Origin of the sequence: Streptomyces sp. 3211.6 (assembly GCF_003634815.1) — a bacterium.
Lineage (GTDB): Bacteria > Actinomycetota > Actinomycetes > Streptomycetales > Streptomycetaceae > Streptomyces > Streptomyces katrae_A.
Map to the genome: position 1 here is coordinate 5,937,006 of NZ_RBXC01000001.1, position 25,471 is coordinate 5,962,476.

Genomic DNA, 25,471 nt, shown 5'->3' on the forward strand with positions numbered 1-25,471 from the left:
ACGTGATCTCACAGGAGCTGAAGGCCGAACTGCTGGAGGTGGGCCTGGAGGCCGCCCGGCGGGCCGGGGAGCTGCTGCGCGACGGCCGTCCGGCCGACCTCGCGGTGGCCGCGACCAAGACCAGCCCGATCGACGTGGTGACCGAGATGGACCTCGCGGCGGAGAAGCTGATCACCGCGATCCTCGCGGAGCGGCGGCCCGGGGACGGGCTGCTCGGCGAGGAGGGCGCGGACGTCGTCGGCACCAGCGGGGTCCGCTGGGTCGTCGACCCGCTGGACGGCACCGTCAACTACCTCTACGGGCTCCCCGGCTGGGGCGTCTCCGTCGCCGCCGAGTACCGGGGCGAGACCGTGGTGGGCGTGGTGGCGGCCCCGATGCGCGGGGAGACGTACCACGCCGTGCTCGGCGGCGGGGCCTGGTCGGGCGGCGCCCGGCTGTCCTGCCGGGCGGCGGCCCCGCTGGACCAGGCGCTGGTCGCCACCGGCTTCGGCTACCTCAAGAGCCGGCGGGAGCACCAGGCCGAGGTGGTCCGGAGGATCATCCCGCTCGTCCGCGACATCCGGCGCGGTGGCTCGGCGGCGCTCGACCTGTGCGACGTGGCGGCCGGCCGGCTCGACGGGTACTACGAGCGCGGACTGAACCCCTGGGACTTCGCGGCGGGCGAGCTGATCGCCCGCGAGGCGGGCGCGCTGACCGGCGGCCGGCCCGGCGAGCCGCTCTCGGGAGAGCTGGCGGTGGCGGCCGGCCCGGCGGTCTTCGCCTCCCTCCAGCCGCTCCTGGACGAAGCCGGGGCCTGGCACGACTGAGCCCGTCCCCGCGCCCATGCGGAAGGACCCCCCGCCGCGGGTGCGGCAGGGGGTCCGTCGCCGTTCTGGGTGCCCTCCCGGGGCCGGGGCTCCGGGGCGGGCGGTGTCGCTCGGGCCGAGACGGCCGTACAGACCGGGGCGGGGGCCCCGGTCAGGCCGCCTTGACCGCCACTCCGTGCTCCGCGGCGAGCCGCTGGAGGTCTTCCAACGCGGCCTGTTCCACATCCGCGAGGTAGTCGTCGCCCGTCTCACGGGCCTTGCTCAGGTCCGACTGCGTGGCGCTGATGCGCTGCAGGAGACCCGCGGTGAATGCGTCCATGGTGGGTGCGCCCCCTCTTCGTGGGTCGCGGCGGACGAGCGCGGGGCAGTCCGCCGTCAGGGAGTGGATGGGGTGTGCAGACGTCCTCCCCGGCACCCTGGGCCCAGAAACCTCGTAAGGCCAGGGAATCCTCACTTCCGACCCCTTCAGGCGCCCGGGAAGGGGCGGAGGGGCGCCTTACAGCCGGTTTACGGCCGAAACCGGCAGGATGGAGGCGCAATACAGGTGTGCCCTCAGGAGTGCCCTCGGGGCTCGAAGGAAGGAAACGACGTGCGCGTACTCGTCGTCGAGGACGAGCAGCTGCTCGCCGATGCGGTGGCCACGGGCCTGCGCCGGGAGGCCATGGCCGTGGACGTCGTGTACGACGGCGCCGCGGCCCTGGAGCGCGTCGGGGTGAACGACTACGACGTGGTCGTGCTCGACCGGGACCTTCCGCTGGTGCACGGCGACGACGTCTGCCGGAAGATCATCGAACTCGGCATGGCCACCCGCGTCCTCATGCTCACCGCCTCCGGCGACGTCAGCGACCGCGTGGAGGGCCTGGAGCTGGGGGCCGACGACTACCTGCCCAAGCCCTTCGCCTTCAGCGAGCTGATCGCCCGCGTCCGCGCCCTGGGCCGGCGGACGACCGTGGCGCTGCCGCCCGTGCTGGAGCGGGCCGGGATCAAGCTCGACCCCAACCGGCGCGAGGTCTTCCGCGAGGGCCGGGAGGTGCAGCTGGCGCCCAAGGAGTTCGCGGTGCTGGAGGTGCTCATGCGCAGCGAGGGGACCGTGGTCTCCGCCGAGCAGCTGCTGGAGAAGGCCTGGGACGAGAACACCGACCCCTTCACCAACGTGGTCCGGGTCACGGTCATGACCCTGCGCCGCAAGCTGGGCGAGCCGCCCGTCATCGTGACCGTGCCCGGCTCCGGCTACCGGATCTGACCCGATGGCCGCGACCCCCTCGCCACCACCGGCGCCACCGAAACCCACCTGGGACCCCGGCCAGCCCGAGGGTCCCTTCCCGTGGCTGCGGCCGACCATCCGCATACGGCTCACCCTGCTGTACGGCGGCATGTTCCTGATCGCCGGGATCCTGCTGCTGTCGATCATCTACCTGCTGGCGGCCCAGGCCCTGCGGGAGGGCAACGCGCTCCCGTTCAAGATCGTGGGCGGCCAGAAGGTCGAGGTCTCCAGCAGCACCTGCCCCGGCGTGGCCATCGACCAGTCGATCGAGCAGTTCAACGCCGCGATCGGGCAGTGCATCCTCGACCAGCGCAAGCACGCGCTGGACGACCTGCTCAGCCGCTCGCTGATGGCCCTGATGGGCCTGAGCGTGATCGCCTTCGCCTTCGGCTACGCGATGGCCGGCCGGGTGCTCTCGCCGCTGGGCAAGATCACCCGTACCGCCCGCCGGGTGGTCGGCTCCGACCTGACCCGGCGGATCGAGCTGGACGGGCCGGACGACGAGCTGAAGGAGCTCGCCGACACCTTCGACGAGATGCTCGACCGCCTGGAGCGGGCCTTCACCGCCCAGCAGCGGTTCGTGGCCAACGCCTCGCACGAGCTGCGGACCCCGCTGGCCATCAACCGGACGCTGCTGGAGGTCCACCTGTCGGATCCCGGTGCGCCGGTGGAGCTCCAGCAGCTGGGCAAGACGCTGCTGGCCACCAACGAGCGCAGCGAGCAGCTGGTCGAGGGCCTGCTGCTGCTGGCCCGCAGCGAGAACCAGATCGTGGAGCGCAAACCGGTCGACCTGGCGGAGGTCGCCTCGCGCGCCATCGACCAGGTGCACGGGGAGGCGCAGGCCAAGGGCGTGGAGATCCGCGGCGAGCGCGCCCTGGCCGTGGTCCAGGGCAACGGCGTGCTGCTGGAGCGGATCGCCCTGAACCTGGTGCAGAACGCCGTCCGGTACAACGTGCCGGGGGGCGGCTGGGTGGAGGTCACGACCGAGGTCCAGCACGGCCAGGCGGTGATGCTCGTCTCGAACACCGGTCCTGTGGTTCCCGCGTACGAGGTGGACAACCTCTTCGAGCCCTTCAGACGGCTGCGTACGGAGCGAACGGGCAGTGACAAGGGTGTGGGCCTCGGCCTGTCCATCGCGCGCTCCGTGGCGCGCGCACACGGCGGCCGCATCCTGGCGACCCCGCGCGAGGGCGGTGGCCTGGTGATGCGTGTCACGTTGCCCCTTTGATCCGCCCTCCAGGTTGTTCGCTGTCAGCGGAACGGCCTGGAGGGGTGGCAAGCCTCGACTGTGTGATCGATCACATTGTCGAGTGTCCGGGCATGTGCGTTCCGTGACCCTGAGAAGGCCGGAAAGCCCGGGAAGTCCGGGTTTCCGGCGCCCCGGATGGCGGGAAATACACGGGGTGGCGTCCGTGCAATACGCCCCCGGGACCGTGTACGGTCCCGGTCGTCATCCCAGCTGCGGCCCCCTGCGGGCGTGGAGCTGGGTGTCGATTGAGTAACAGACCTTGATGTGAGGCAAAATCTCCGCCTCAGGTCGGGCACAAGTCCGGCCTCTCGCGCGTTACGTGCGCTGAGACACCGCTAAATCCCAGAGGGGGAGAGCGAAAAAATGGCAACGGACTACGACACCCCACGCAAGACCGACGACGACGTCGACAACGACAGCATCGAAGAGCTGAAGGCGCGGCGCAGCGACAAGGTCACTTCGAGCGTCGACATCGAGGACTTCGACGGCGCCGAGAGCCTGGAACTCCCGGGTGCGGACCTCTCCAACGAGGAGCTGGCCGTCCGGGTGCTGCCCAAGCAGGCCGACGAGTTCACCTGCATGAGCTGCTTCCTGGTGCACCACCGCAGCCAGCTGGCTCGTGAGAAGGACGGCCAGCCGATCTGCCGCGACTGCGACTAGGTCTCGGCCGTGACCGGCTCGACGCCGTTCCGGAAGCTCCGCTTTCGGAAGACCGGCGATCCGGCGGCAGGAGCGCAGGCGGAAACCACGGGTCCGGCAACGGGCCCCGGGGCCGTCGGCGACCCGGCCTCCGGCACGACTGTCGTGCCGTCCGACACCGCCCCGGCGGTGCCGCCGGCCACAGTGGCGGACGAGGAGTCCCGGGACAGGCCCGGGGCGCGTCGGATGCAAGCCGTCAAGAACGGTGTGCGCAAGGGCGGCGAGAGTGCGAGAAACGCCGCCCTGTACATCACCGACCTCATCATCGAGAACGCCCCGCGCGTTCCGGTCAGGGACCTCGCGACCCTGCGCGCGCAGTTCCCCGGCCTCGGTCCCGATCAGCTGGCCGACAAGCTGATCGCCGGGGCCGCCAACGCCACCTCGACCGTGGGTGCGGGCATCGGCGCGGCCGCCATGATGCCGGTCCCGCCCGCCATGCCGGCGGAGCTGGCCGCCGAGATCACCGGCGTCGCCGCCATCGAGCTGAAGCTCATCGCCGAACTGCACGAGGTCTACGGGCAGCGGCCGCCCGGCACCCTGAAGGACCGCAGCCTCGCCTACCTCACGGCCTGGACCGAGGAACGCGGGATCGACCTGACCAAGCCGACCACGCTCAACGCGGCGCTCGGCGGCCAGATGAAGCGCGAACTGCGCCAGCAGATCACGAAACGGATGGTCCGCAACCTGCCCAACCTGATGCCGTTCATGGTCGGCGCCGCCGTCGGCGCGGTCATGAACCGCCGGGACACCAGGAAACTCGCCGAGAAGGTCCGTACGGACCTGCGCCGCCGGGCCGTGCCCTGGGCGGCCCTCCCCGCCGCCGGACCCGCGCAGCACCCCGCCCAGCCCCTTCCCGGGGCCGCCCCGGCCGCACTGGAGCCCCCGGACCCCGACGGCTTCGGCCGCTGACCGCCCCCGGCCCTCAGGCCTGCGGAGCCGAAGCCTCCCGCGCGGCGCGGACCGCCGCCGCCAGGGCGTGGGGCTCGCGCGTGGAGACGTACACGTACGGGGTGGGGTCCGCCGGGTCGGTGACCTCGATCCGGACCGCCGTCGGGATGTAGCTGCGCATCAGCATGAAGGCCCGCATGTCGGCCTTGTACGTGCGCCAGGCCCGCGCCTCCTCGCCCTCCAGCACCTCGGGCTCGCCCAGCGCCGACACCGGGATCCGGGACTCGCCCGCCGCCAGCACCCCGTTCACCACGCGCACCCGGGCGGAGCCCATCGAGCTCACCAGCATCCCCGCCAGCGCGCCGCCGCCGACGAACCCCGCCAGCAGCGGCAGCGTGCCCAGCGGAAGGGTGATCAGGGCGCCGGCCACACCGGTCAGGGCGGCGATGCCCCACCAGGAGCGGGGGGCGGAGAGGCGTTCGTCGTGGTGCGCGGGGGAGAGCTGCATGCCCTCAAGCCTCCCACGAGGCGACCGGCGGGTAGCCGCGCGGGTAAGGTCTGCGGCTGTGAGTGGACGAAACACAGCGTTGACGCCCCCGGCCGGTGCCGTCGCTCCGGTCCGGCATCCCGATGCCCCGGCACCCGGAGAGCTCCTCGGTGCGCACTACGAACACTGTTTCGGGTGCGGCGGGGGCCAGCCCCACGGGCTCCATCTGGAGGCCCGCGCGGGTGAGGGCGTGCGCGTCACCGCCGAGTTCACCGTCCGTCCCGCCCACCAGGGCGCGCCGGGCCTCGCCCACGGCGGGGTGCTGGCCACCGCGCTCGACGAGACGCTGGGATCCCTGAACTGGCTGCTGCGCGTCATCGCGGTGACCGGCCGGCTGGAGACCGACTTCGTGCGGCCCGTCCCGGTGGACACCGTGCTGCACCTGGAGGCCGAGGTCACGGCCGTCGCGGGCCGGAAGATCTACTCCACGGCCGTGGGCCGGATAGGCGGCCCGGACGGGCCCGTCGCCGTCCGCGCCGACGCGCTCTTCATCGAGGTGAAGGTCGACCACTTCATCGACAACGGTCGGCCCGAGGAGATCCGGGCGGCGATGGCCGACCCGGACCAGGTCAGGCGCGCACGCGCCTTCGAGGTGAACCCCTGATGTCCCAGAAGAACCACGGACCCCGTCATGACGTCGACGTGCTGATCCGCCGCGTCGACCCCGAGGTCCCGGTCCCGGCCTACGGCCACCCCGGCGACGCCGGCTGCGACCTGGTGACCACCGTGGCCGCCGAGCTGGAGCCCGGGGAGCGGGCCGTCCTGCCCACCGGCATCTCCATCGCGCTGCCCGACGGGTACGCCGCCTTCGTGCACCCCCGCTCGGGCCTGGCCGCCCGCTGCGGCCTCGCGCTCGTGAATGCCCCGGGGACGGTGGATGCCGGGTACCGTGGGGAGATCAAGGTGATCGTGGTCAATCTCGACCCGCGCGAGAGCGTCCGGTTCGAGCGCTTCGACCGCATTGCCCAGCTGGTTGTCCAGCGGGTCGAGAAGGTCCGCTTCCACGAGGTGGCGGAACTTCCCGGCTCGGCCCGGGCCGACGGGGGGTTCGGCTCCACCGGCGGTCATGCGGCCGTGGCCGGATCCGGCGCTGGTCAGCAGGGTGGGAATGGCTACGCTTCGGTCGTAACCGACCGGGAAGGACAGTGACGTGTTCGGACGTCGCAAGAAGAACGACTCCGCCGACGACGGCGGCGCGGCCGAGCAGGTCGACGGCGTGCGCCCCGACGAGGCGGCCGAAGCCGGGGAACCCCGGCGGGTGAACCTGCCTCCGGCCCCGCGGCCCGACGGCCCCTGGGACGTCTCCGAGGTGCCCGGCAACCCCGCGGACGGCCGGGTCGACCTCGGCGGCATCCTCGTCCCCGGTGTCGAGGGCATGGAACTGCGCGTCGAGGTCGCCGGTGACGCGATCGTCGCCGCCACCGTGGTCCTGCGGGACAGCGCCGTCCAGCTTCAGGCCTTCGCCGCCCCCAAGAAGGAGGGCATCTGGGGCGAGGTCCGCGAGGAGATCGCCTCGGGCATCACCCAGCAGGGCGGTCTCATCGACGAGGTCGACGGGCCCCTGGGCTGGGAGCTGCGCGCGCAGGTCCCCGTTCCGCTGCCCGACGGCCAGACCGGCGCCCAGCTGGTGCGCTTCGTCGGCGTCGACGGCCCGCGCTGGTTCCTGCGCGGCGTCATCTCCGGCCAGGGCGCGGTGCGCCCCGAGTCGGCCGGCGTGCTGGAGCAGATCTTCCGGGACACCGTCGTCGTGCGCGGCGAGGGCCCGATGGCCCCGCGCGACCCCATCGTCCTGAAGCTGCCGAACGACGCCCAGATGGTGCCGGACGGCGTGCAGACGGCCGAGGACCAGGAGAGCTCCCGCTTCTCCGGCGGCATGGGCCAGCTGGAGCAGGGCCCGATGATCACCGAGATCCGCTGAACCGGCGGACCTCGGCGCCACCCGTTTCACACCGCGGGCCGTACTCCTCCGGGGATACGGCCCGCTGCCGTTCCCGCCGGGCGTCAGGGATGCGTCAGGGATCTCCGTCCGGCCGCCGATCGGTGCGTGAACAGCGGGAACGTCCCCGAGAATGAGCGCATGGGACGCGGCAGGCTGAGGATCTATCTGGGCGCGGCACCCGGGGTGGGCAAGACGTACGCCATGCTCTCCGAAGGCCACCGGCGGGTGGAGCGGGGCGGTGACGTCGCCGTCGGCTTCGTCGAGCACCACGGGCGGCCGCGCACCGAGGTCATGCTGCACGGCCTCGAACAGGTCCCCCGGCGGGAGCTGGTCCACCGGGGCGCCACCTTCACGGAGATGGACGTGGACGCGGTCCTCGCGCGCCGTCCCGCCGTGGCCCTCGTCGACGAGCTCGCGCACACCAACGTGCCCGGCTCGCGCAACGCCAAGCGCTGGCAGGACGTCGAGGAGCTCCTGCGGGCCGGCATCGACGTGGTCACCACCGTCAACATCCAGCACCTGGAGTCCCTCGGGGACGTGGTCGAGACGATCACCGGCGTGCGCCAGCGCGAGACCGTCCCGGACGAGGTGGTCCGGCGGGCCGACCAGGTCGAACTGGTCGACATGTCCCCGCAGGCCCTGCGCCGGCGGATGGCCCACGGCAACATCTACCAGCCCGACAAGGTCGACGCGGCCCTGTCCAACTACTTCCGGCCCGGCAACCTGACCGCGCTGCGCGAGCTGGCGCTGCTGTGGGTGGCCGACCGGGCCGACGAGTACCTCCAGCAGTACCGCGGCGAGCACGGCATCCGATCCACCTGGCAGGCCCGCGAGCGCATCGTCGTGGGCCTCACCGGAGGGCCAGAGGGGCGGACGCTGATCCGCCGGGCCGCGCGGATGGCCGCCAAGGGCTCCGGCAGCGAGATCCTCGCCGTGTACATCGCCCGCAGCGACGGGCTGACCTCCGCCTCCCCCAAGGAGCTCGCGGTCCAGCGGACCCTGGTCGAGGACCTTGGAGGAACGTTTCACCATGTGATCGGCGACAACGTCCCCGAAGCCCTCCTCGCCTTCGCCCGCGGGGTCAACGCCACCCAGATCGTCCTGGGCTCCAGCCGCCGCAAGACCTGGCAGTACGTCCTGGGCCCCGGGGTGGGCGCGACCGTGGCCCGCGACTCGGGACCCGACCTCGACGTGCACATCGTCACGCACGAGGAGGTGGCCAAGGGGCGCGGGCTGCCCGTGGCCCGCTCCGCCGCCCGGCTCGGGCGGCCCCGGATCGTGGCCGGCTGGCTGGTCGGCGTGGTCTTCCCGGTGCTGCTCTCCCTGCTGCTCACCCACATCAGCACGGACCCGGGCCTGGCCAACGACATGCTGCTGTTCCTGGGGCTGACGGTGGCGGCCGCCCTGCTGGGCGGGCTCTGGCCGGCGCTCGCCTCCGCCGCCTTCGGGTCGCTGCTGCTGAACTACTTCTTCGTCGAGCCCCTGCACCGGTTCACCATCTCCGACCCCCGCAACATCATGGCCATCTCGGTCTTCTTCGGCGTCGCCGTCTCGGTGGCCTCCGTGGTCGACCTGGCGGCCCGGCGCACCCACCAGGCCGCCCGGCTGCGGGCGGAGTCCGAGATCCTGTCCACCCTGGCCGGAAGCGTCCTGCGCGGCGAGACCGCCCTGGACGCGCTGCTGGAGCGGGTGCGCGAGACCTTCGCCATGGAGTCGGTGGCCCTGCTGGAGCGGGCCGGCGAGCTGGAGCCCTGGACCCCGGCCGGCAGCGTGGGCCCGGCGCCCGTGGCCCGGCCGGAGGACGCCGACGTGGACATGCCGATCGGCGACCACATGGCGCTGGCCCTGTCCGGGCGGGTACTGCCCGCCGAGGACCGCCGGGTGCTCGGCGCCTTCGCCGCCCAGGCCGCCGTGGTGCTCGACCGCCAGCGGCTGGTGGGGGAGGCCGAGGAGGCCCGCAGGCTGGCCGAGGGCAACCGGATCCGCACCGCCCTGCTGGCCGCCGTCAGCCACGACCTGCGCACGCCCCTGGCCTCCATCAAGGCCTCCGTCAGCTCCCTGCGCTCCGCTGACGTCGAGTGGTCCGAGGAGGACCGGGCCGAGCTGCTGGAGGGCATCGAGGACGGCGCCGACCGGCTGGACCACCTGGTGGGCAACCTGCTCGACATGTCCCGGCTCCAGACCGGCACCGTGACCCCGCTGATCCGGGAGATCGACCTGGACGAGGTGGTCCCGATGGCGCTGGGAGGCGTACCGGAGGACAGCGTGCTGCTGGACGTGCCGGAGACCCTGCCGATGGTGCGGGTGGATCCGGGGCTGCTGGAGCGGAGCGTGGCCAACGTCGTGGAGAACGCCGTCAAGTACAGCCCCCGGGGACAGCGGGTGCTGGTCGCGGCCAGCGCCCTCGGCGACCGGGTCGAGGTCCGGGTCGTCGACCGCGGGCCCGGGGTGCCCGACGAGGCCAAGGACCGCATCTTCGCCCCGTTCCAGCGGTACGGGGACGCCCCGCGCGGGGCCGGGGTGGGCCTGGGCCTGGCGGTGGCACGGGGCTTCGCCGAGGCCATGGACGGCACCCTCACCGCCGAGGACACCCCCGGCGGCGGGCTGACCATGGTGCTCACCCTCCGCGCGGCGCACCCCGCCGGGCACGCCGGAACCGCGGACCGCCCCGACGTCGTTGTCCAGGCGGATCCCCCCGAAATCCAGCGCACCGGGGACCTCCCCGGACGACAGAAAGCAGGACCCCGATGACCCGGGTGCTCGTGGTGGAGGACGAACCGCAGATCGTCCGGGCCCTCGTGATCAACCTCAAGGCGCGCAAGTACGAGGTGGACGCCGCCGCCGACGGGGCGGCCGCTCTGGAACTGGCGGCCGCCCGCCACCCCGATGTGGTCGTCCTCGACCTCGGCCTGCCCGACATGGACGGGGTCGAGGTGATCAGGGGCCTGCGCGGCTGGACCCGTGTCCCGATCCTGGTCCTCTCCGCCCGGCACAGCTCCGACGAGAAGGTCGAGGCCCTCGACGCGGGCGCCGACGACTACGTCACCAAGCCCTTCGGCATGGACGAGCTGCTCGCCCGGCTGCGCGCGGCCGTCCGCCGGGCCGAGCCTGCCGCCGGGGCGGGCGGGGACGAGGTGGTCGTGGAGACCGAGGGGTTCACGGTGGACCTCGCGGCCAAGAAGGCGGTCCGCGAGGGACGCGACGTACGGCTCACCCCCACCGAGTGGCACCTGCTGGAGGTGCTCGTGCGCAACGGGGGGAAGCTGGTCAGCCAGAAACAGCTCCTCCAGGAGGTCTGGGGGCCCTCCTACGGGACCGAGACCAACTACCTGAGGGTCTACATGGCCCAGCTGCGCCGCAAGCTGGAGGCGGACCCCTCGCACCCGCGGCACTTCATCACCGAACCGGGCATGGGCTACCGCTTCGAGAAGTAGTGGGGCTTCGAGGGGGAGCGGGGGCGCCGGTAGGCTTCCTGTATGAGTGCTGAACCGCGTCCCGAGAAGCCCGCGAAACCGGCCAGGCCGGCGGGCCGGTTCCGCCGGATGATAGAGCGGCTGTCCACCTCCCAGGAGGAGCTGCATTCGGCGGAACTGCAGGAGGACGCAGAAGCCGCGGGGTGCACGCGGATCTGCGACTGCCACGACCGCCAGATAGTCAAGGTGACCGGAACCCTGCGTACCGTCACCCTGCGGCCGCGCGCGGGCGTACCCGCCCTGGAGGCGGAGCTCTTCGACGGCTCGGCCGCGCTGGACGTGGTGTGGCTCGGGCGTCGCTCGATCGTGGGAATCGAGCCCGGGCGGCGCATGATCGCCTCCGGGCGGATCGCGATGAGCCACGGACGCCGGGTCCTGTTCAACCCGAAGTACGAACTCCGACCCCTCGGACAGGAGCACTGACCGGTGACGTCACTCGACCGACCGACCACGCCGGGGTCCGCCCCCTCCAACCCCCCCGGGGACCAGAAGGAGGTCACGCAGGCGGCGCTCTTCGACGCCTTCGGCGGCATCCGGGGCACCGTGGAAACGATGCTCCCCGGCCTGCTGTTCGTGATGATCTACACGATCAACAAGGACGTGAAGATGTCCGCCATCGCGGCGGGCGTGGTCGCGGTGCTGCTGGTGATCGTGCGGCTGCTGCGCAAGGACACCGTCAAGCACGCCTTCAGCGGGGTCTTCGGCGTCGGCGTGGGCGTGGCCTTCGCCCTGTTCACGGGCAGCGCGAAGGGCTTCTACCTGCCCGGCATGATCTACGGGGTCGGCCTGGGCGTGGCCTTCACGCTGTCGGCGCTGGTCGGCTTCCCGCTGCTGGGCGTGATCCTCGGGCCGGTGTTCAAGGAGAACCTGTCCTGGCGGACCCGCAACCCAGGGCGCAAGAAGGCGTACACCAAGGCCAGCCTGGCCTGGGGCCTGATCTTCCTGGCGAAGTACGCGATCCTCTTCCCGCTCTACTGGTGGGGTGACGAGACCCAGCTGGGCTGGGTGCTGATCGCGCTGAAGCTCCCGCCGATGGTGCTGGCCGTGTACTTCACCTGGGTCTTCCTGGCGAAGGCGCCGCCGCCGATCGACGTGATCGCCGAGTACGAGGCCGAGGAGGCCGCCCGCGAGAAGCGGGGCTGAACCGCAGCGTGCCGAAGGGGCGGGGTGACCGGGTCACCCCGCCCCTTCGGCGTCGCCTCAGTGCTTGGCCTGGAGGAGGTCCTCCAGCTGCTCCTCACGGGCCTGGGCGGCCACGAACAGGAGCTCGTCGCCCGGCTCCAGGGTCTCCTCGCCGTGCGGGGTGAGCACCCGGTTGCCGCGGATGATCGTCACCAGCGAGGTGTCCTCGGGCCAGTTGATCTCGCTGATCTGGGTCCCCGCCACCGAGGAGTCGGCCGGCAGGGTCAGCTCGACCAGGTTGGCGTCGCCGTGGCTGAAGCGCAGCAGGCGCACCAGGTCGCCGACGCTGACGGCCTCCTCGACCAGGGCCGACATCAGGCGCGGCGTGGAGACCGCGACGTCGACGCCCCAGGACTCGTTGAAGAGCCACTCGTTCTTCGGGTTGTTCACCCGCGCCACGACCCGGGGGACCCCGTACTCGGTCTTGGCGAGGAGGGAGACGACCAGGTTCACCTTGTCGTCACCGGTGGCGGCGATGACCACGTTGCAGCGCTGCAGCGCCGCCTCGTCGAGCGAGGTGATCTCGCAGGCGTCGGCCAGCAGCCACTCCGCCTGCGGCACCCGCTCCACCGAGATGGCGGTCGGCGCCTTGTCCACGAGGAGCACCTCGTGGCCGTTCTCCAGCAGCTCGCCCGCGATGGAGCGGCCCACGGCCCCGGCTCCGGCGATCGCGACCCTCATGCGTGTGCCTCCTCGGGGCCCTCGGCGAAGGCCGCCTCGACCTTGTCGATCTCGTCCGTGCGCATCATCACGTGGACGAGGTCGCCCTCCTGGAGCACGGTCTGCGAAGTGGGCAGCATCGCCTCGCCCAGGCGGGTGAGGAACGCGACACGCACGCCCGTCTCCTCCTGGAGCTTGCTGACCTTGTGCCCGATCCAGGCGGGGGAGGTGTGCACCTCCGCCAGCTGGACGCCGCCGCTCGGGTCGCGCCACAGGGGCTCGGCACCCGACGGCAGCAGCCGGCGCAGCATCTGGTCGGCGGTCCACCGTACGGTCGCGACGGTGGGGATGCCGAGGCGCTGGTACACCTCGGCGCGCTTGGGGTCGTAGATGCGGGCGGCGACGTTCTCGACGCCGAACATCTCGCGGGCCACGCGGGCCGCGATGATGTTGGAATTGTCACCACTGCTGACCGCGGCGAAGGCTCCCGCCTCCTCGATCCCGGCCTCGCGCAGGGTGTCCTGGTCGAAGCCGACCCCGGTGACGCGGCGGCCGCCGAACGAAGCCCCGAGCCGGCGGAATGCGGTGGGGTCCTGGTCGACGACGGCGACCGTATGCCCCTGCTGCTCCAAGGTCTGCGCGAGGGCGGAGCCCACTCTTCCGCAGCCCATAATGACGATGTGCACGGCCGTCCTTCCGGCTGTCAGCGGCTCGCTGGTTTCCAGCCTCATTGCATGCTCTGGCTAAACAGGGTCTCAGACCACGGCCCAAGCTACACACGGGTGGTCACCGGTGTGACCATTTGGGGTCCGCGGGGTGCCTCATTGGCGGCGCATTGGTGAGGATCATGGACCGGGGGTTCGTCAGCCCGATATCGAACGCTTACGATCCTCTGCGTGTCCAAACTGACCGACGTGCCCAAACGGATCCTGATTGGCCGGGCGCTGCGCAGCGACCGCCTCGGGGAAACGCTCCTCCCCAAGCGGATCGCCCTTCCCGTCTTCGCCTCCGACCCGCTCTCGTCCGTGGCATATGCCCCCGGCGAGGTCTTGCTTGTCCTGTCGATCGCGGGTGTGTCGGCGTACCACTTCAGCCCCTGGATCGCGGTCGCGGTCGTCGTGCTGATGTTCACCGTCGTGGCTTCCTACCGGCAGAACGTCCACGCGTACCCCAGCGGCGGCGGCGACTACGAGGTCGCCAACACCAACCTCGGCCCCAAGGCCGGGCTGACGGTGGCGAGCGCCCTGCTCGTCGACTACGTCCTCACCGTCGCCGTGTCCATTTCCTCCGGCGTCGAGAATCTCGGCTCCGCCGTCGATTTCGTCATCGAGCACAAGGTGCTCTCGGCGATCATCATGATTCTGCTCCTCACGCTGATGAACCTGCGCGGAGTGAAGGAATCCGGGAAACTCTTCGCCATCCCGACGTATGTGTTCGTCGGCGCGGTTTTCGTCATGATCGCCTGGGGTGCCTGGCGCGGCCTGGTCATGGGCGACACCATGACCGCGCCCACCGCCCACCTGGAGATCAAGGCCGAACACCAGGGACTCGCCGGCTTCGCGCTGGTCTTCCTGCTGCTGCGCGCCTTCTCCTCCGGCTGTGCCGCCCTGACCGGCGTCGAGGCCATCAGCAACGGCGTGCCGGCCTTCCGTAAGCCCAAGAGCAAGAACGCCGCCACCACCCTCGCCCTGATGGGCGCCCTCGCCGTCACCATGTTCTGCGGGATCATCGGCCTGGCCATGGCCACCAAGGTCCGCATGGCCGAGGCACCCGCCACCAACCTGCTGGACCACGGCGTCCCCGTCGGCGCCGGCTTCGTCCAGCACCCGGTGATCTCCCAGGTCGCCGAAGCCGTCTTCGGCAGCGGCAGCATCCTGTTCATCGTCCTGGCGACCGCGACGGCCCTGGTCCTCTTCCTGGCCGCCAACACCGCCTACAACGGCTTCCCGCTGCTCGGCTCGATCCTCGCCCAGGACCGGTACCTGCCGCGCCAGCTGCACACCCGCGGCGACCGGCTCGCCTTCTCCAACGGCATCGTGCTGCTGGCCGGCGCCGCCATGCTGCTGGTGTGGATCTACGACGCCGACTCCACCAAGCTGATCCAGCTCTACATCGTCGGCGTGTTCGTCTCCTTCACGCTCAGCCAGATCGGCATGGTCCGGCACTGGAACCGCCACCTGGCGAGCGAGCGCGACCAGGCCGCCCGCCGCCGGATGCACCGCTCCCGGGCCATCAACACCTTCGGCGCGGCCTTCACCGGGCTCGTCCTGGTCGTCGTGCTGGCCACCAAGTTCACGCACGGCGCCTGGGTCGCCCTCATGGGCATGCTGATCTTCTACGGCACCATGACCGCCATCCGGAAGCACTACGACCGGGTCGCCTCCGAGATCGCCGCGGACGAGGGCCCCAGCGACGACAGCGTGCGCCCCTCCCGGGTCCACTCCATCGTCCTGGTCTCCAAGGTCCACAAGCCCACCCTGCGCGCCCTGGCCTTCGCCAAGCTCACCCGCTCGGACACCCTGGAGGCGCTCAGCATCAGCGTCGACCCGGCCGAGACCAAGGCGCTCAGGGACGAGTGGGAGCGGCGCGGGATCAACGTCCCGCTGAAGATCCTCGACTCCCCCTACCGCGAGATCACCCGCCCGGTGGTCGAGTACGTCAAGGGGCTGCGCAGCGAGAACCCGCGCGACGCGGTCAGCGTCTACATCCCCGAGTACGTCGTCGGCCGCTGGTACGAGCACCTGCTGCACAACCAGAGCGCGCTGCGCCTCAAGGGCCGCCTGCTCTTCACCCCCGGCGTGATGGTCACCTCGGTGCCCTACCAGCTGGAGTCCTCGGAGCTCGCCCGCCGGCGGGCCCGCAAGCGCCAGGAGTGGAACGCCCCGGGCGCGGTGCGCCGCGGCCCCGTCGACACCCCGCGGCCGCGTCCCAAGGACCCGGCGGGGAGGTAGGCCCGGCGGGTGGCGAACGGCCGGACGGGATCCACGTAAACTGGTGGGTCGGTCGTCCGGCCGTTCGCCTTTTTCCGTTTTTCCGCCCCTGAATCTCCCTGGAGTCTCCCCACCATGACCGAGCAGAACGAGAAGCAGTCACTGGTCGGGGAGGAGTACGAGGTCGAGGTCGGCCCCGTCGCGCACGGCGGCCACTGCATCGCGCGGACCTCCGACGGCCGCGTCCTGTTCGTCCGGCACACCCTGCCGGGCGAGAAGGTCGTCGCCCGCGTGACGGAGGGCGAGGCGGACTCCCGCTTCCTGCGCGCCGACGCGGTCACGATCCTGACCGCCTCCAAGGACCGGGTCGAGGCCCCCTGCGCCTTCGCCGGCCCCGGAAAGTGCGGCGGCTGCGACTGGCAGCACGCCAAGCCCGGCGCCCAGCGCCGGCTCAAGGGCGAGGTCGTCGCCGAGCAGCTCAAGCGGCTCGCGGGCCTCACCCCCGAGGAGGCCGGCTGGGACGGCACGGTGGCCCCCGCCGAGGGCGACAAGCTCCCGGCCGGCGAGGTCCCGCAGTGGCGCACCCGCGTCCAGTACGCCATCGACGAGGACGGCCGCGTCGGCCTGCGCAAGCACCGCTCGCACGACATCGAGCCCGTCGACCACTGCATGATCGCTGCGCCCGGGGTCACGGAACTGGGCATCGAGAAGCGCTCCTGGCCGGCGATGGCCTCGGTCGAGGCGATCGCCGCCTCCGGCTCGAGCGACCGCCAGGTCGTCCTCACCCCGCGCCCGGGCGGCCGCCTGCCCCTGGTCGAGCTCGACAAGCCCGTCTCCGTCCTCCGGGTCGAGGAGAAGGACGGCGGGATCCACCGCGTCCACGGCCGCCCCTTCGTCCGCGAGCGCGCCGACGGCCGCACCTACCGCGTCGGCATGGGCGGCTTCTGGCAGGTCCACCCGCAGGCCGCCGACACCCTGATCAAGGCCGTCATGCAGGGCCTGATGCCGCGCAAGGGCGAGATGGCCCTCGACCTCTACTGCGGCGTCGGCATCTTCGCGGGCGCGCTCGCGGAGCGCCTCGGCGAGACGGGGGCGGTCCTCGGCATCGAGTCGGGCAAGCGCGCGGTGGAGGACGCCCGCCACAACCTGGCCGACTTCCCCCGGGTCCGCATCGAACAGGGCAAGGTCGACACGGCCCTCCCGCGCACCGGCATCACCGAGTGCGACTTGATCGTCCTGGACCCCCCGCGCGCGGGCGCCGGCAAGCAGACGGTCCGCCACATCGCGAGCCTCTCGGCCCGCCGCATCGCCTACGTCGCCTGCGACCCGGCGGCGCTGGCCCGCGACCTGGGCTACTTCAAGGAGGCGGGCTACAAGGTCCGCACCCTCCGCGTCTTCGACCTCTTCCCGATGACCCACCACGTGGAGTGCGTCGCGATCCTTGAACCCGTTGCAAAGAGCTCCTGACCTGCGGATTTGCCGATGTGCCTGATGCCCCCTGTGGGCGTGACGGGCGATATGTCGATGCTGAAACGACGCTCGGGACGCTCCTTTGCGGTGATCGTCCCGAGCCGTCCGGCGGTCGTTTTCAGCCGAGTAGCTTCGTCACTGTCTGCGATCACGGCTGATGCGTGACAATGGCCCGCGATGACTGTCACCACCAGCACCCCGGAGCCCCGACCGGACGGGTACGGCCCCTTCGCCCACCTCACCGTCCAGAACACGGCTCTCTACCGGCATGTGATGCGGGTGTTCGTCGTCGCCAAGGAGCGGTTCGCGGTGCACCTGCGGCCCGAGGACGTGCATGCCGCTCTGCCGGGCGAGGTGCGGCCCGCCGAGCTGGATGCCGTGGTGAAGGCGCTGGACAGTCTCGTCGGCTGGGGGAATCTGCGCGCCGATCCCGATACCGCCCGCGTCACCGCCGTCGAGGACTTCTACCGGAAGCGGTTCATCTACCAGCTCACCCGCGCCGGAGAAGCCGCTGAGGAAGCCCTGGGCGTCTACGACGAGGCGCTCGGGCGGCGCGGCGCCCTGCAGGCCGTCGCCCTGCACGACATCGTCACCCAGCTGCGGGCCCTGCTCGTGCTGGCAGCCGAGGAACAGCCGGATCAGGCCAAAACGCACCTGGCGCTTGACGCGCTGGCGAGTCGGTTCACCGCTCTTGCCGACAACGCCGGCGCCTTCATGGGGTCCCTGCAACGGACCATCGACCTCCACGACGTCGAGGAAGAGGTCTTCCTCGCCTACAAGGACCAGCTCATCCAGTACCTGGAGAGGTTCATCCAGGACCTGATCACCCTCGGCGGGCGCATCGCCCGGCTCATCGTGGAACTGGAAGAGGGCGGGAGCATCGGGCCGCTGCTGCGGGCGGCCGCACGGCGTGAGGCCGCCGACGCGTCGCCGGAGGAGGCGGGGCACGCCGAGCGGGAGGCGTACGAGCGGTGGGCGGGGCGCTGGTCCGGGCTCGCCGCCTGGTTCATCAGCCGGGAAGGGCGGGAGTCGCAGGCCCGGCTGCTGCGTGGGCGGGCCCTCGGCGCGATTCCGCAGCTCCTGGCCGTCGTACGGTCGCTGAACGAGCGCAGGGCCGGGCGTTCCGACCGGTCCGCCGACTTCCGTACCCTCGCCCGCTGGTTCGCCGAGGCCCCCGACGACGACTCCCGGCACCGCCTCTGGCGCGCCGCCTTCGGGCTCTACCCCGCGCGGCACCTCACCGTGGACGCCGAGACCCTGGCCGCCCGCACGGCCCGGCCGGTTCCCGCCGCGACGTCGTGGGCGGCGGCGGAGCCGCTGCGGATCAGCCCCCAGCTGCGCCGCACGGGCAGTTACGAGCGGCGTGGCAAGCCCCGCAAGGTCGAGGACCGGGAGGAGCCGCGCCGCAGGCTCGCCGAGGTGGCTGCCAAGCAGGCCGCCGAGACCGCGGCGGCCCGCGCCCGGCTCGTCACCGGCGGGATCACCCGGCTCTCCGGGCTCGGCGAACTCGACCCCGTGTCCTTCGGCCTCTTCCTCCAGCTGCTGGGCGACGCGCTGGCCACCTGGCGGCCGGGCATGCGGCATACCGTGGCCACCAGCAACGACGGCTCCATGGAGATCCGGCTCAGCGCGCTCGCCGACGGCGGCACCGCAGAGATCCGGACCCCCGGGGGTGTCTTCCGCGGCCCCGACCACCTCATCGAGATCGTCGACCTGACGGAAGGAGGCGGCGACCGATGAGCACTCCGCTCGCAGAGGTGCTGGAAGGGCAGCACGCCGCCGAGCTTCGCAAGGCGGCCCGCGCGCTGCTCAAGCAGCCCCTGCTGCTGGCCCGTGGCCGGTCCGCCGACGAGTTCCGCCTCGTTCGCCGGCACGCCTCCGAACTGCGCGAATGGTTCGACCGCAACACCGGCTGGACCCTCCAGGCAGACGCCGAGGCCGCCCGCCTGCGTAAGATCCCCGGCGTCCTCACCGACCCCACGCACCCCGCGCGGGAGGCGACCCGGGCCGCCGCCCCCTTCACCCGCCGCCGCTACGTGCTGCTGTGCCTGGCACTGGCCGCCCTCGAACGCGGCGAGGGGCAGATAGCCCTCGGCCGTCTCGCCGACCAGGTCGTCCTCGACGCCGCCGACCCCCACCTCGCCCGGGCCGGCATCCAGTTCACCCTGGACCGTCGCGAGGAGCGCCTCGACCTGGCCGCCGTCGTACGGCTCCTGCTCAGCCTCGGAGTCCTGCGGCGCGTCGCCGGAGACGAGGAGGCGTACGTCAGTGGGGCCGGCGATGTTCTCTACGACGTGGAACGCAGGGTGTTGGCGGGCCTGCTCGCCGCCCGCCGCGGCCCCTCCACCGTGCACGCCGAGACCCTGGCGGACCGGCTGACCGAACTCGTCGCCGATACCGCCCTGGACAGCGACGAGCTGCGCTTCCGCGCGATGCGGCGCTCGCTGACGCGCAGGCTGCTGGACGATCCGGTGCTCTACTACGACGGGCTGAGCGACGCCGAACTCGGCTACCTCACCCGGCAGCGAGGCTTCCTCACCTCCCGCATCACCGAACTGACCGGACTCGTTCCCGAGGTACGGGCCGAGGGCATCGCCATGGTCGACCCGGACGACGATCTCACCGACGTCCGGATGCCCGAGCAGGGAACCCACGGCCATGTCACGCTGCTGCTCGCCGAGCACTTGGCCGCGGCGGGAGGCCCGGTCACCGCCGACCGGCTGGCGCTCCGAGTCCGGGAACTCGCCGCCGAGCACGGCGGATTCTGGGCCAAGTCCGCGCGGGAGCCGGGCATGGAAGCCGAACTCGTCGAGCAGGCCGTCGCCCGGCTCGCCGCCCTCGGGCTGGTCTCCCGTACCGCCCACGGCGTGGCGCCGCGTCCCGCCCTCGCCCGGTACGCGGTCGGCGCGACCGTACTCCGTGAACCAGGCACCGCACGTATGCCCGCGCAGCGAAAGGCCCCCACGCCGTGACCCGCCTCCCCGTCCCCTTGCGCTCCCGCTGGCAGCCCCTGCGCATCGGACTCGTCGACCTCTTCCACTACGACGTGGAGGAATTCCACTTCCGGGACGGGCGCCTGCTCCTGCGCGGGAACAACGGCACCGGCAAGTCCAAGGTGCTCGCGCTGACCCTGCCGTTCCTCCTCGACGGGGACCTCGGCTCCCGCCGCGTGGAACCCGACGGCGACCCGGGCAAGAGGATGGAGTGGAACCTCCTCCTCGGCGGCGAGCACCCGCACTCCGAGCGGCTCGGCTACACCTGGATCGAGTTCGGCAGGCTCGACGAGGCCGGCGGCGAACAGCAGTTCCGTACGCTGCTCTGCGGGCTCAAGGCCGTCAGCGGGCGGGGCATCGCCCGGCACTGGTACGCGCTCACCAGCCAGCGCATCGACCACGGCCCGCAGACATCCGCCGAGGCGTCCCTCAGTCTGCTGGACGCCACCGGCACGGCCTTGTCCCGGGACCGGCTCGCGGAGGCCGTCGCAGGGCACGGCATGGTGTACGACCAGGCCAAGACCTACCGCAGGGCCGTCGACGAGAACCTCTTCGGACTCGGCGAGCAGCGTTACGGCGCCCTGGTCGACCTGCTCATCCAGCTCCGCCAGCCGCAGCTGTCCAAGCGCCCCAACGAGGCCGCACTCTCCCGCGCCCTCACCGAGGCCCTGCCGCCAATGGATCAGGCGGTCATCGCCGATGTGGCCGAGGCCTTCCGCTCCCTGGACGAGGAGAAGGAGGAACTGGCCGCCGCGTCCGCCGCCGAACGGGCCGCCTCCGCCTTCCTGGAGCACTACCGGCGCTACGCCCGTATCGCCACACGCAGGCGCGCCCGCCTCCCGCGCGGTGAGCACTCCCGCTACGAGCACCTTCAGCGGGACCTCGCCGAGGCGCAGGCCCAGCAGACCCGGGCCGAGGAGGCACGGGCAGAGGCCGAGGAGCGGATCGCCGCTCTGGAAGAGACCCAGGCGCGCCTGCGGGCCCAGGACAGCGCCCTGCGCGAGGGCCCCGAGATGCGCAGCGCCCGGGAGCTGGAACAGGCGGCGAGGGCGGTCGAGCGGACCGCCCACACCCTGGTCCGGGCCCGCGACGACCGGGATCAGGCCGCAGGTCTGCACACTCGGGCGCTCGGGAGGCTCGGCGCCGCCGAGAACCGGCTGCACTCCGCCGGCCGGCTGGCCGAGGAGGCCCTCCGCCAGGTGCAGGAGGCGGCCGACGCCGCGCGGATCGGCCTGCCCGTCGACGACCGGCTTCCCGAGCCCGAAATGCGGCGCGCGGCCGAGGAGTCGACAGACCGGGGCCGGCGCGTGCTCGCCCACGCGGAGGGGCTCCTGGCGGAGGCTGAGCACGCGGTCGAGGGGCGGCGTCAGGCTTCGGTCCGGCTCGACGAGGCGGACGCCGACCTGGATCAGACGACGGTGGCGCACGGCCAGGCGGAGGAGGCCGTGGCCCGCGCCGGGCAGGCCCTGCTGGACGACGTACGGGAACACGCACGCACCTGGACCGAACTGGCCTGTCCCGACCCGGCGGGCCTGCTCGACGAGCTCCAGGAGTGGACGCGGCACCTCGACGGGCCCTACCCGGCCCGCGCACACGCGGCGCGCGCCCACAGCGCAGCCTCGCTGCGGCTGGCCGACCAGGCGGCCGAAGCCGCACGCCGGACAGCGGAGCTGACGGCGCGCACCGGCCGGGTCCGCGCGGAGCTGGCCGCGCTGGAGGCAGGCGGCCGACGCGCCCCCCAGCCCCCGCCCACCCGCACACCGGGCCTGCGCGAGCAGCTTCCGGGCGCACCGCTGTGGCGGCTGGTGGACTTCGATGACGGCCTCCCGGACCGGGAGCGCGCCGGGCTGGAGGCGGCACTGGAAGCGTCCGGGCTGCTCGATGCCTGGATCCTGCCCGACGGCTCGGCCCTGGCTGCGGACGGGCACGACGTACTCCTCTCCCCGGCGACCGGGGCGGTCGCCGGGCCCTCGCTCGGCGGGCTGCTCCGGCCGGCGATGGACGATGGCGACGCGCAGGCCGCGGCGGTGGGCGAGGACACGGTCGAACGGCTGCTCGCCGCCATCGGCGCGGGAGGGGACAGCGGGGCAGGCACCTGGGCGGCGACCGACGGGCGATTCCGGGTCGGTGCGCTCACCGGACGCTGGGCCAAGCCCGCCGCCGAATACGTCGGTGAGGGCGCACGAGAGGCAGCCCGGCGAACCCGCATCGCGGCCCTGAGTGCGGAACTCGACCTGCTCCAGCAGGAGTCGGAAGCCGCCCTGGCACAAGCGGAGGAGGTGGCCGCTCGTCGCCGTGTTCTCGACGGTGAGCTGGCCGCGATACCCGACGAGAGCCCCCTCACCCGGGCGCATGCCCACGTGACCGCCGCCGCCGAGGCGGTACGCAGGACCCGGCTGCGGCGCGAGGAACGCGCCGCCGACCTCACCGAGGCGGCCGGGCGGGCCGAGCGGGCCGTCACCGAGCTCGCCGAGACGACGGCCGAACTGGGCCTGCCCGCCGACCGGGAGGGCCTGGCCGCCGTTCGCCGGGCGCACGGCTCCCTCGCCGTGGCTCTGGCCGCCCTCTGGCCGGCGTTGCGCGAACGCGGAGAGGCGGCCCGCCAGGCCGAGGAGGAACGCGCCGAGGCCGGACAGGCGGGCGAGCGGACTGCCGAACTCGCCCTGAGGGCCGAGGAGGCCGGGCGGGAGGCAGCGGCCGCGGACGAGCGGCACACCACACTGCGCTCCACGGTCGGCGCGGCCGTAGCCGAACTCCAGCGACGGCTGACCGAGACGGCCGAAGCCCTGCGTGCTTGCGAGGCCGACCAGAAGGCCACCCGGCAGCGTCACGCCGAGGCCGACCGGGATGCGAGCAAGGCCGAAGGCCACATCGAGCGGCTCGGGAAGAACCTCGCGGAAGCGGCCGAGACACGCGCGGAAGCCATCGCGGGGCTACAACGGTTCACCACCACCGGACTGATCGCGGTCGCCCTGCCCGACCTCCAGGTGCCCGACGCCGGCGACGGCCCCTGGGCGGCAACCCCCGCCATCGCGCTCGCCCGTGCCATCGAAGCGGGTCTGTCGTCGGCCGACGACTCGGACGGGGCGTGGGAACGCGTACAGCGCCGCCTGAGCGAGGAACTCAAGACCCTCCAGGACACACTGTCCCGGCACGGCCACACCGCCTCCGCCCGCATGGTGGAGGACGGCATGGTCGTCGACATCGTCTACCAGGGCCGCGAGCGGGCCGTCCCCGAACTCGCCTCGGCGCTCACCGCCGAAGTCGGTGAGCTCACCCGCATCCTGTCCGCCCGCGAACGCGAAATCCTCGAAACCCACCTCATCACCGAGGTCGCGGGCACCCTCCAGGAGCTCATCGGGGCCGCCGAGCGTCAGGTGCGGGACATGAACGCCGAGCTGGAGGACCGCCCCACCTCCACCGGAATGAAACTGCGGCTCATCTGGCGGGCCTCCCGCAAGGCCCCCTCCGGACTGGCCCAGGCCCGAGAGCGCCTGCGCCAGTCCGCCGACGCCTGGACGGCGGAGGACCGTGCTGCCGTCGGGGAGTTCCTGCAGGCCCAGATCGCCCGGCAGCAGACCGACGACACCTCCGGCAGCTGGCTCGAATACCTCACAGCCGCGCTCGACTACCGGTCCTGGCACGAATTCGGGGTCGAGCGGCACCAGCACGGCCGCTGGGTCCCGGCCACCGGCCCGGCCTCGGGCGGCGAGCGGGTCCTCGCCGTCTCCGTGCCGCTGTTCGCCGCGGCCTCGTCGCACTACGCGAGCGCGGGTAGCCCGCACGCCCCGCGCCTGGTCACCCTTGACGAGGCGTTCGCGGGCGTCGACGACGACTCGCGGGCCAAGTGCCTGGGTCTCCTCCAGGCCTTCGACCTGGACGTCGTCATGACCAGCGAACGCGAATGGGCCTGCTATCCCCAGGTCCCCGGCATCGCCATCGCCCAGTTGTCCCGGATCGACGAGGTGGCGGCGGTACTCGTCACCCGCTGGGAATGGGACGGCACACGTCGGCTCCGCCGCGAGGACCCGGTACGGCCGCCGGATCGCAGGGACGCAGCGGCGGAAGCGGCCGGACCGGAGCCGCTGTGGAAGTGACCCCTGACGGTGCGCCCGTCGACGACGCCAGGCTGCGCCGCCTCCTGGGAGACCCCGGCCTCGCATGGTTGGTCGACCGTGCGCGCCGGCGCCTGGAGCGTGAACAGCCCCTCACCGGCCCGGTGTCACTCAGCGCGCCCACGTCGTCCCAGCGGGCGTCGGCCGAGCGGCTCCTGGGCCGCTCTCCCGGCAGCGGGCGTTCCCTGAGCGTCCGGCTCGACGAGGTGGACGCCGTCCTGCGCCGCAGCGGTATCAGCCCCGGCGGCCTGGCCCCGGCGTTGGAGGCGCTCACCGGGCCGATCGTCGCCCTCGGCCCGGCCCGTGAGGCCGAGGACCTGGCCTGGCAGGAGGCCTACGCTCCGATCGACGCCCTCGCGGACCATTTTCCGGCACTCGCGGCCTGGGCCGCCCGGCTCCGGGGCGACGGTCTCGTACGGCGCCTCGCAGGCACTCCCGCCGCAGCGCGTGCCCTCCTCGACCAGACGGCCGTCGTCCTCGGCTCGCTGCCCATGGACCCTCCCGTGTCACTCCCCGCCTTCGCGGCCCGGCGGCTCGGCAGTGCCCACGCCCTGGACGACGGCGCACCCTTGGCCACGATCACCCTGTCGGGTATCCGAGCCCTGACGGGCTTCCCCGACGGGACGGGTACCGAATGGCGTCGGGAGGCTTGGGCGTCGGCGGGCCTGCTGCGCGACGAGCTGTCCTCCACGGTCCTTACCCTGAACCTGCGGGGCACGCCCGCGCTGGACTGGATGGCCGACGCGGGCGAGCCGTCCGTGCTGACCCTGCGGCAGCTGATCCGCAGGCCGCCCGCCTCGACCGCCTCGGCCGTTCGGATCTGCGAGAACCCGGCGGTACTCGCCGCGGCGGCCGAAGCGTACGGCCCGCGCTGCGTGTCACTGGTGTGTCTCCAGGGACAGCCGTCCGCTGCCGCTCTCCTCCTTCTCCGGCAGCTGCACGAGGGCGGGGCAACGCTCCATTACCACGGGGACTTCGACTGGGGCGGCCTGCGCATCGCCTCGGCCCTGCTGCGCCGTGTTCCGTGGCAGCCCTGGCGCTACACGGCTGCCGACTACCGAGCCGCAGCGCTCGCAAGCCCAGACGGTTTGCCGCCACTCGCCGGACAGCCGACCGTGGCTCCCTGGGACCCGGATCTGAAACAGGCCCTCTTGGAGCGGGGCGTCCGCGTCGAGGAGGAGACGCTCCTCGACGTGTTGCTGTCCGACCTCGCGTGACGGTTCCCGTCCACATCATTCCTGGGACGCATCACGCGG

The 25,471-nt window shown here is 72.4% G+C and carries 22 protein-coding genes; 18 read left to right on the plus strand and 4 right to left on the minus strand.

Annotated features, from left to right (window positions below):
- Positions 1–2: 2 nt before the first annotated feature.
- Positions 3–806, plus strand: a complete 804-nt coding sequence (locus BX286_RS27435; RefSeq protein WP_185117162.1) for an inositol monophosphatase family protein — start codon at positions 3–5, stop codon at positions 804–806.
- A 151-nt stretch (positions 807–957) separates the two neighbouring features.
- Here BX286_RS27435 and BX286_RS36750 read toward each other — a convergent pair whose 3' ends face one another.
- Positions 958–1,125, minus strand: a complete 168-nt coding sequence (locus BX286_RS36750; protein ID WP_167747608.1) for a hypothetical protein — start codon at positions 1,123–1,125, stop codon at positions 958–960.
- 270 nt (positions 1,126–1,395) lie between these two features.
- Between BX286_RS36750 and BX286_RS27440 the strand changes: the two genes are divergently transcribed.
- The 4 genes from BX286_RS27440 to BX286_RS27455 all read left to right on the plus strand — a co-directional run bounded on the left by BX286_RS27440 (position 1,396) and on the right by BX286_RS27455 (position 4,927).
- Positions 1,396–2,049 carry a response regulator transcription factor gene (locus tag BX286_RS27440; RefSeq protein ID WP_079430177.1) on the plus strand — a complete coding sequence of 218 codons (654 nt, stop codon included), beginning with the start codon at positions 1,396–1,398 and terminating at the stop codon, positions 2,047–2,049.
- Positions 2,050–2,053: 4 nt separating this feature from the next.
- Entirely contained in the window at positions 2,054–3,298 is a 1,245-nt protein-coding gene (locus tag BX286_RS27445) for a HAMP domain-containing sensor histidine kinase (RefSeq protein WP_121016574.1), read from the plus strand.
- A gap of 384 nt (positions 3,299–3,682) precedes the next feature.
- Complete coding sequence (locus BX286_RS27450) at positions 3,683–3,979, plus strand: DUF4193 domain-containing protein (protein WP_042809536.1); 297 nt, start codon at positions 3,683–3,685, stop codon at positions 3,977–3,979.
- A gap of 9 nt (positions 3,980–3,988) precedes the next feature.
- Positions 3,989–4,927 carry a hypothetical protein gene (locus tag BX286_RS27455; RefSeq protein ID WP_079430179.1) on the plus strand — a complete coding sequence of 313 codons (939 nt, stop codon included), beginning with the start codon at positions 3,989–3,991 and terminating at the stop codon, positions 4,925–4,927.
- A 13-nt stretch (positions 4,928–4,940) separates the two neighbouring features.
- Here BX286_RS27455 and BX286_RS27460 read toward each other — a convergent pair whose 3' ends face one another.
- Positions 4,941–5,414, minus strand: coding sequence for a DUF3093 domain-containing protein (locus tag BX286_RS27460; RefSeq protein ID WP_079430180.1), 474 nt, complete (start codon positions 5,412–5,414; stop codon positions 4,941–4,943).
- 58 nt (positions 5,415–5,472) lie between these two features.
- Between BX286_RS27460 and BX286_RS27465 the strand changes: the two genes are divergently transcribed.
- The 7 genes from BX286_RS27465 (at position 5,473) to BX286_RS27495 (ending at position 12,008) form a co-directional block, all read left to right on the plus strand.
- Positions 5,473–6,057 carry a PaaI family thioesterase gene (locus BX286_RS27465; protein ID WP_079430181.1) on the plus strand — a complete coding sequence of 195 codons (585 nt, stop codon included), beginning with the start codon at positions 5,473–5,475 and terminating at the stop codon, positions 6,055–6,057.
- Positions 6,057–6,602 (plus strand): dUTP diphosphatase, encoded by a 546-nt coding sequence (gene dut, locus BX286_RS27470; protein ID WP_079430182.1) that lies wholly within the window; start codon positions 6,057–6,059, stop codon positions 6,600–6,602. Before BX286_RS27465 ends, dut begins: the two co-directional genes overlap by 1 nt.
- A 1-nt stretch (position 6,603) precedes the next feature.
- Positions 6,604–7,371 carry a DUF3710 domain-containing protein gene (locus BX286_RS27475; protein ID WP_079430183.1) on the plus strand — a complete coding sequence of 256 codons (768 nt, stop codon included), beginning with the start codon at positions 6,604–6,606 and terminating at the stop codon, positions 7,369–7,371.
- A 159-nt stretch (positions 7,372–7,530) separates the two neighbouring features.
- A complete protein-coding gene (locus BX286_RS27480) occupies positions 7,531–10,143 on the plus strand; it encodes a sensor histidine kinase KdpD (RefSeq protein WP_121016576.1) in 2,613 nt (870 codons plus the stop codon).
- Positions 10,140–10,826 (plus strand): response regulator, encoded by a 687-nt coding sequence (locus BX286_RS27485; protein ID WP_079430185.1) that lies wholly within the window; start codon positions 10,140–10,142, stop codon positions 10,824–10,826. The genes BX286_RS27480 and BX286_RS27485 overlap by 4 nt, the downstream gene beginning before the upstream one ends.
- A gap of 42 nt (positions 10,827–10,868) precedes the next feature.
- A complete protein-coding gene (locus BX286_RS27490) occupies positions 10,869–11,288 on the plus strand; it encodes an OB-fold nucleic acid binding domain-containing protein (protein ID WP_079430186.1) in 420 nt (139 codons plus the stop codon).
- Positions 11,289–11,291: 3 nt separating this feature from the next.
- Complete coding sequence (locus BX286_RS27495) at positions 11,292–12,008, plus strand: DUF3159 domain-containing protein (protein ID WP_079430187.1); 717 nt, start codon at positions 11,292–11,294, stop codon at positions 12,006–12,008.
- A 57-nt stretch (positions 12,009–12,065) separates the two neighbouring features.
- Here the strand turns inward: BX286_RS27495 and BX286_RS27500 are convergent, their stop codons facing one another.
- On the minus strand, positions 12,066–12,728 hold the full coding sequence (locus BX286_RS27500) for a TrkA family potassium uptake protein (protein WP_079430188.1): 663 nt from the start codon (positions 12,726–12,728) through the stop codon (positions 12,066–12,068).
- A complete protein-coding gene (locus BX286_RS27505; RefSeq protein WP_079430189.1) occupies positions 12,725–13,393 on the minus strand; it encodes a TrkA family potassium uptake protein in 669 nt (222 codons plus the stop codon). Before BX286_RS27505 ends, BX286_RS27500 begins: the two co-directional genes overlap by 4 nt.
- A 210-nt stretch (positions 13,394–13,603) precedes the next feature.
- On the opposite strand from BX286_RS27505, the gene BX286_RS27510 reads away from it, so the two are divergent.
- The 6 genes from BX286_RS27510 to BX286_RS27535 all read left to right on the plus strand — a co-directional run bounded on the left by BX286_RS27510 (position 13,604) and on the right by BX286_RS27535 (position 25,432).
- A complete protein-coding gene (locus tag BX286_RS27510) occupies positions 13,604–15,658 on the plus strand; it encodes an APC family permease (RefSeq protein ID WP_079430190.1) in 2,055 nt (684 codons plus the stop codon).
- 114 nt (positions 15,659–15,772) lie between these two features.
- Positions 15,773–17,104 (plus strand): class I SAM-dependent RNA methyltransferase, encoded by a 1,332-nt coding sequence (locus BX286_RS27515; RefSeq protein WP_121016578.1) that lies wholly within the window; start codon positions 15,773–15,775, stop codon positions 17,102–17,104.
- 180 nt (positions 17,105–17,284) lie between these two features.
- Entirely contained in the window at positions 17,285–18,847 is a 1,563-nt protein-coding gene (locus BX286_RS27520) for a TIGR02677 family protein (RefSeq protein WP_121016580.1), read from the plus strand.
- Positions 18,844–20,079, plus strand: coding sequence for a TIGR02678 family protein (locus tag BX286_RS27525; protein ID WP_121016582.1), 1,236 nt, complete (start codon positions 18,844–18,846; stop codon positions 20,077–20,079). Before BX286_RS27520 ends, BX286_RS27525 begins: the two co-directional genes overlap by 4 nt.
- Positions 20,076–24,197: a TIGR02680 family protein gene (locus tag BX286_RS27530; protein ID WP_121016584.1), complete on the plus strand. Its 4,122-nt coding sequence runs from the start codon at positions 20,076–20,078 to the stop codon at positions 24,195–24,197. Before BX286_RS27525 ends, BX286_RS27530 begins: the two co-directional genes overlap by 4 nt.
- Positions 24,194–25,432, plus strand: a complete 1,239-nt coding sequence (locus BX286_RS27535) for a TIGR02679 family protein (protein ID WP_261993520.1) — start codon at positions 24,194–24,196, stop codon at positions 25,430–25,432. Before BX286_RS27530 ends, BX286_RS27535 begins: the two co-directional genes overlap by 4 nt.
- Positions 25,433–25,471 lie beyond the last annotated feature (39 nt).